Raw genomic sequence first — 6,676 nt, forward strand, 5'->3', positions numbered from 1 at the left:
AAGAGATGTGTATGTGGGGCTGTCCCATGTTATTCCATAAATTCTTTCTGTTAATCTCTGATATGGATCAGATAAAATTTGGTTTTCTTATCCCATCCCAAATCCCACGGTACATGATAACGATCAGCGGAATGAGAGTTTACTAATACATAGCCCTGATCATCCCTAGCGGTTACGATGGAGAAATGATCAATATTCCCTTCAAGTTCATAAGCAATCAAATCGCCTGGTTCAAGATGGGAAAGGGCACCTTGAGGAAATTTTTTGTTCGGTTTCGCTACCTCTTTATATGTCCCTCGTGCAATTAATTTCCCGTACCCACTATGAATAAGAAATTGGTACAAGGCATCGGTTCTGATCCAAGCAACGCTCCCACCTTTTCTATAAAACCACCCTCCATTCATAGGGAGTCCTCCACCCTCTAGTGGGTCCCCCAGCACTTGAGAAGTGAAATTGGTACAGTCCCCTCCTTCATATGTATAATCTGCGTATTTCCGGTTGTATCGGTGATTGTTCCCTGCCATAGGGGCTGCACCAGCATACTTTTCCGCGTAAGCAACCGCTTTCTCACGGTTATATCTTATTTTTTTCTTTCTTTGCTTATATGCGGCTAACTCTTCTTTGGTAACGAATTTTTTTGATACAGGAATTAAATTCGGATTTTCCTCTAAAGGGTCCAGATACCATTCTTTCACAATGTACCATTTGCTATCTTTTTGCTCTAAAGTTAGGAGATGTCGCGTTCCAATTCCAAATTTTTGTGGTTGAAAGGGGACACCATTATGTTGGTACGTGATTAGTTGTGATTGTTTTAAAAAAACCTTTACTTTCCCTCCTATACGCTTAATATTTACAATCTGAATTTTACTTTCAGCATCTATAAATGATAGGTTTCTTTTTGATCCCCATGTATGAATATACGTACTCCGATCTCTTTCATGTTCTAGTGCAGATCGACTGCTTTTATAAGTAGTAAGATAATGATGCTTGATTGCCTCATGCTCCTTCGTGATCATTGCTTTGGAACGTTCGTTATACATACTATGTAACAAGCTTTCAATTTCTGCATGCTCCGCTTTAACCTCTTCTGTATTATTTATAAACATAATGGTTAAAGCTACAAGAATCCAAAATACCTTTTTCATTTTGAGTCCCCTACATTTCGTATTTTATCCGATCTTTTACTGGTATAACTTGTTCTATTTCCCTGTGGACCATAAAAATAATTCATTTTATAGGATATCCATTGATTCTCAGGAGTATTTAGGATTCATTTACCAGTTACGATACGAAATGTAGAGATTAGTCCAATCGCAGATGCTTCGCTTTGATAACTTTTTCTTCTATAAAGGATACCAAAATGGACACGTTTGTAGGAATTTTTTACTGTCATATCCCTTTGCCAAGTGGAGACTATATGAAATGTAGTACACCATTAAACCTTGAAAGGACGAATAAAATGAAAAAATTAGCAGCTGCAACACTTGCTATTTGTTTTGTGTTCTCTAATGCTTCCGTATTCGCTATGGAAGAAGGACATCATAAACACCATAAGGTAAAAACAGTGTCTCACAAGAAACACCACAAGGCAAAAACAATGTCTCACAAGAAACACCATAAGGCAAAAACAATGTCTCATAAAAAACATCACAAATTCCATATTAAAGGAATGCCTAAAACAGGTATGGGTGGAGCAAGTAACTAAACAGTAAAAACTCTTTCAGTCTTTTCCATCAGGGAATGTTTTATGTAAAAACGAATCCCTGATGGAATATTTTCAATCAATTAATAAGTAATGCTGTTATGAATAAGAGGTATGTAAGATGAGAATATTTTTCCTTGCTTTACTGATATGTATCCTTTCAGGGTGTTCAGGCTCCACTAATCCGGAAAAGCCTGCCATCCCCCATTATCTATCTAGGGATCAAGCCTTTCCTCATGTTGAAGAAAAGCAATCAAATACAACAACTGGTTCCTCTTCAACTTCACAGAGAAAACCGGTAACAGCATCCTTCATACCAAATCGCCTACAAATTCCCTCTATTGGATTGGATACAACAATAGAAACAGTAGGAATAACAGTGGAAGGAAATATGGATGTTCCGAAGGCATTTGATAAAGTAGGCATTTTATCTCCGTGGACAAAACCAGGTGAAAAGGGAAATGCTGTTATTGCTGGTCACTTTGATCATTACACGGGTCCAGCGATCTTTTATCATTTAAAAAAATTAAAGCATGGCGATCATGTTATCGTCTCAGATTCAAACGACCATCGGCTTATCTATGCAGTCAAAGAAGTAACCACTTTTAAAACGAAAGAAGCTCCCTTAGAGAGAATTTTCGGTGAGTCAAATACCTCTAATCTGAATCTGGTCACTTGCTCTGGTAAATTTAATAAAAAAACTCAAGAACATGCAAAGAGATTAGTAGTATTTACTGAATTAAGTCAATAATTCCTGTATTCATGATAGGTAAACATAAAAAAGACCCTGATTAGGGGGTCTTTACTCGCTGAAGTATTAATTTTTTCAATTGGTGAATACCATCACTAGACCTTTTCTGTGTCGTATTCTCCTTCCAGAGTACGGTCTATGTAATAGCCAGGGTCTTTCCACTGCACCGTTCTTGATGAGTAGCTTAAAACCCCATGCCCATCCAGATATGTACCATTATTCAATGAAGCATTCACATCTATACCTGATGCAAATCATTAGAAATGAAAAAACAGCTCTACCGCAAAAGCTGCGAATAGAGCCGTTTAATCGAAACCAAATCTTATACTTGAGGGATCGTAATCACTGCACTGCGGTCTATAACATTACGAGCACTTGGAAAATCCGCAAGTTGTACATGTCTTGCACCCTTCTGCATGCAATAATGTCGCAGAGCCGCATGATGGGCAGAAGTCTTTGTGATCAGCATCGCCGTATACGTCGTGATGCACCTCTTCTTTATCTGGAGCTGAGGTGATTGAATAGCTGCTAGTAGCTGCTACTGCCTGATGCTCGTCTTCCCCGTCAAGATGCATTTCTAACGCTTTTGCTACAGCATCTGGGATGGATTCCACACGGTTTGCTCCAAAACCAACTGCTCCTGAGCCACCAATCCCTTTTAAATGTTTAATTAACAACCGGGCCTTGTTGCCATCTGGTAACTCTCCAAAACGTAGGAATAAGGTGGATACGCGCCCTAAAGCCTCTGACATTGCAAACACATCGCTTCCAGCTTTTCCTACATTCACAATCACTTCAAACGGAGCATGATCTACATCATTGATTGTAATATACGCTTTTCCAAGAGGTGTGTTCATTTTATAGGTAGCACCACTTAAACGTTTCGGACGTTTATTATAAGCACGTTCTGTAGCTCCATCCCTTCCGCTTTTCACACCCTGAGCCTGACCAGCAGACGTAGCTTCCTGGCTTGTTTTGGGCTCTGAGTCCTTTTGTTCCTTCGCTGATGCTTGATCGTTACTTGCCCCTACCTTCTCTTCCTTTTTCTCCGTAGACAATACCTGTACATCACGGCTGCCATCTCGATAGATTGTTACCCCTTTGCAACCTAAGTCAAACGCCAGTTCATACAGATTCTTTGTATCTTCTACTGTGAAATCGTGTGGAGCGTTAGCTGTTTTCGAAATGGAAGAGTCCACCCATTTTTGAATTGCAGCTTGAACACGTACATGATCTTCAGCGGCTAAGTCCATCGCACAAACAAAATACTCTGGCAGGTCTAGACCCGGATGGGCATCCATCCATTCCTGAGCGATCGGTACGTACTGTTTATCAAAGCCAAGGCGACTTTGACGGTAGTATTCGAATGCATAATACGGCTCAATCCCTGTAGATGTACCTACCATCGTTCCAGTAGACCCCGTTGGTGCCTGTGTTAATAAGGTTACGTTGCGAATTCCTTTTTCACGTATTGCTTCTCGTACTTCTTCATCAAACTGTTTCATAAAACCGCTCATGAGATATTTTTCAGCATCAAATTTAGGAAAGCTACCTTTTTCCTTTGCTATATCAGCAGATGCCAAGTATGCTTCGCGGGCGATAAAGTTATAAAGCTTGTCCAAAAAATCTAAAGACGTAGGACTGCCATAACGAATCCCTAATTTAATCATCATTTCGGCAAGACCCATAGTTCCTAATCCTACACGACGCTCTGACTGCTGATTTTCTCTGTTCTCTTCAAAATGATAAGGAGTCGCATCAATTACGTTATCCAAGAAACGGATCGAATAACGAACAGCTTCACTTAGGCTTGTCCAGTCTACCTCGTTATCCAGAACGAATTTAGATAGATTTAACGAGGATAAATTACATACGCCCCAAGCTGGAAGTCCTTGTTCCCCGCACGGATTCGTGCAAATGATTGGGTTAAAATACCAGCTATTAGACATGTCATTATAATACTCTGTAAATACAACACCAGGCTCAGCCGATTTCCATGCAGATTCAATGATGGTATGCCAAATCTCCCGGGCACGGACGGTCTTAACCAATTTGACGGGTTTACCTAGCTCCTCGCGCCATTTTTTCATGTTTCCGTCCCATAATGCATCATAATCCGGATCATTTACATCTGGAAACACGAGCTCCCAGTCCAAGTCCTCTTTTACAGCTTTCATGAAGCTATTGGAGACACAAACCGACAGATTGGCATTTGTAACAAGCCCCATCGTTTGTTTTACCGTAATGAATTCCATAAGGTCCGGATGCCAATCATTCATCATTAGCATCAGAGCACCGCGGCGTGAGCCCCCCTGCTCAATAAGACCTGTGGTATAGCTGAATAAGCCGCCCCAGGATACTGAGCCACTTGAGGAACCATTGACTCCACGTACCAACGCACGCCGAGGACGGAGGCTGGATAAGTTAATACCAACACCGCCTCCACGTGACATTATCTCTGTCATTTGAGTCAGCGTATCCATAATGCCACCTCGTGAATCATGCGGTGACGGAATTACATAGCAGTTAAAGAGGGTTAATTCTTCGCTTGCTCCTGCACCTGCTGCAATGCGGCCGCCTGGTACTAGTTTCCAATCATCTAGCAATTCACGAAATTTGCTTGTCCATTCTACTTGTTTTTCTTCTGTCTTCTCTACAGAAGCAATTGCGCGAGCCAAGCGATCCCACATTGCTTCCGGCGTTACTTCAATTGGACGGGTCGTTTTTTCTACCGTTGTGGTAATGGTTTCTCCGTTTCTTAGTAGAATGGATACTTGATTTTTCTCCAGGGCAACAATTTCACCCACTTCTTTTTGCGGAAATTTCGGGTCATCCTTGGTTAATACGAGAACGGTATCTCCAACCTTTGTATTTATGTAATCCAGATCTTTCATTGCATAACGGTCCAAAAAGATCTTTTCACTTAACCCTTCTAATGGCTTATGTTCTACTAAACCCACGGTCTTTTCCCCTCCAAAATATATTTCAAATTGACCCTCTCAGATCATTTTGTTATCTTTATGTAAGACGGTTTTAACGATACCATACGCCTGTCTGCAAATCAATATATTGAATATATAAGAATTTTTTTCGACATTTATCACTAGATATTGTGTTACTATCATCCTATTCCCTTGGGAGGAACTTTCATGTATTATGTAGATGGAGTTTGGTATAAACCCGATGAGCCTGCTATTTTTCCAGAGGATCGAGGCTATCAGTTTGGGGACGGAATTTATGAGGTTGTGCGTATCTATAATGGTCGCTTCTATCAGTGGGACGAGCATATGATTCGCTTGGAACGCAGTGCAAAGGAGCTTTCTCTAACGATCCCAACTCGCACAGAATTAACCGAAATTGCTCATAAAGTCCTTAGACAGTATTCCTTGCAATTTTCTGAAGATGCAATCCTTTACATGCAAATTACTCGTGGCGTGTCAGAGCGGCAATTTACATTCCCGTCAAATACCCGCCCTATTTTAACGATGTATGCTGTACCTAAATTACGCCCGATTCAACAGATGCAAAATGGTTTAAGGGCTGGACTTGTCGATGACATTCGTTGGTTGCGCTGTGATATTAAAAGTCTTAATCTGCTCGGTGCCACTTGGGCTAAACAGCAAGCGACAGAGCAAGGAGTAGACGAAGCAATTCTTCACCGAAATGGAACCATTACGGAAGCTACTTCAGCTAATCTATTTGCTGTGAAAGATGGCAAAATACATACCCATCCAGCTACTAACCTAATTTTGCACGGGATTACGCGGCGTACTGTTATTCAATTAGCCAAAACTCTGGGCATCTCGGTAGTAGAAGAAGTATTTTCTGTGAATTTTGCTCAAATGGCTGATGAATTATTCATTACTGGTACTACAAGCGAAATAACTCCTATCATTGAGCTTCAAGGTACGCCTGTAGGAGATGGTAAAGTGGGTACTATCGTTCGACGTTTACAAAAAGCCTTTGAAGAGCACATCGCTATTGACCGTAATAGCATCACCAAGTAAAAGACAGGGTGTACATCTTTTATAAAAAGAGCCCTCTTTTTATAAGCGAAGGTATTTTTCTAGTAAAAAAGCCGTTCTCCTCGTTGATGGGGACTGACCCCCGTTTGTAGGACAGGGATCAAAACACCTTACAAGTTTAAGCAGCCAGTCGTCGGAATTCAACCGGTGACTGGTTGTTTAGTTTTGTTTGAATGCGAATTGAGTTATAGTAAGAGA

The 6,676-nt window shown here is 40.8% G+C and carries 5 protein-coding genes; 3 read left to right on the forward strand and 2 right to left on the reverse strand.

What is annotated here, in order from left to right; all coding sequences use genetic code 11:
* Window positions 1-50 precede the first annotated feature (50 nt).
* The gene (locus tag O0550_RS17940; RefSeq protein ID WP_258426983.1) at window positions 51-1,145 is read right to left on the reverse strand and encodes an amidase domain-containing protein; all 1,095 of its coding nucleotides are present in this window, start codon (window positions 1,143-1,145) and stop codon (window positions 51-53) included.
* Between the two features lie 314 nt (window positions 1,146-1,459).
* Between O0550_RS17940 and O0550_RS17945 the strand changes: the two genes are divergently transcribed.
* Window positions 1,460-1,705 carry a hypothetical protein gene (locus O0550_RS17945; RefSeq protein ID WP_031309236.1) on the forward strand — a complete coding sequence of 82 codons (246 nt, stop codon included), beginning with the start codon at window positions 1,460-1,462 and terminating at the stop codon, window positions 1,703-1,705.
* 118 nt (window positions 1,706-1,823) lie between these two features.
* Complete coding sequence (locus O0550_RS17950; protein ID WP_003344201.1) at window positions 1,824-2,453, forward strand: class F sortase; 630 nt, start codon at window positions 1,824-1,826, stop codon at window positions 2,451-2,453.
* A gap of 365 nt (window positions 2,454-2,818) precedes the next feature.
* On the opposite strand, the gene O0550_RS17955 is transcribed toward O0550_RS17950, so the two are convergent.
* Window positions 2,819-5,413: an adenosylcobalamin-dependent ribonucleoside-diphosphate reductase gene (locus tag O0550_RS17955; RefSeq protein ID WP_258426984.1), complete on the reverse strand. Its 2,595-nt coding sequence runs from the start codon at window positions 5,411-5,413 to the stop codon at window positions 2,819-2,821.
* A 189-nt stretch (window positions 5,414-5,602) separates the two neighbouring features.
* Between O0550_RS17955 and dat the strand changes: the two genes are divergently transcribed.
* Window positions 5,603-6,460, forward strand: coding sequence for a D-amino-acid transaminase (gene dat / locus O0550_RS17960; RefSeq protein WP_096887297.1), 858 nt, complete (start codon window positions 5,603-5,605; stop codon window positions 6,458-6,460).
* The last annotated feature ends 216 nt before the right edge of the window (window positions 6,461-6,676 follow it).

Source organism: Brevibacillus halotolerans (assembly GCF_026891775.1).
Lineage (GTDB): Bacteria > Bacillota > Bacilli > Brevibacillales > Brevibacillaceae > Brevibacillus_B > Brevibacillus_B halotolerans.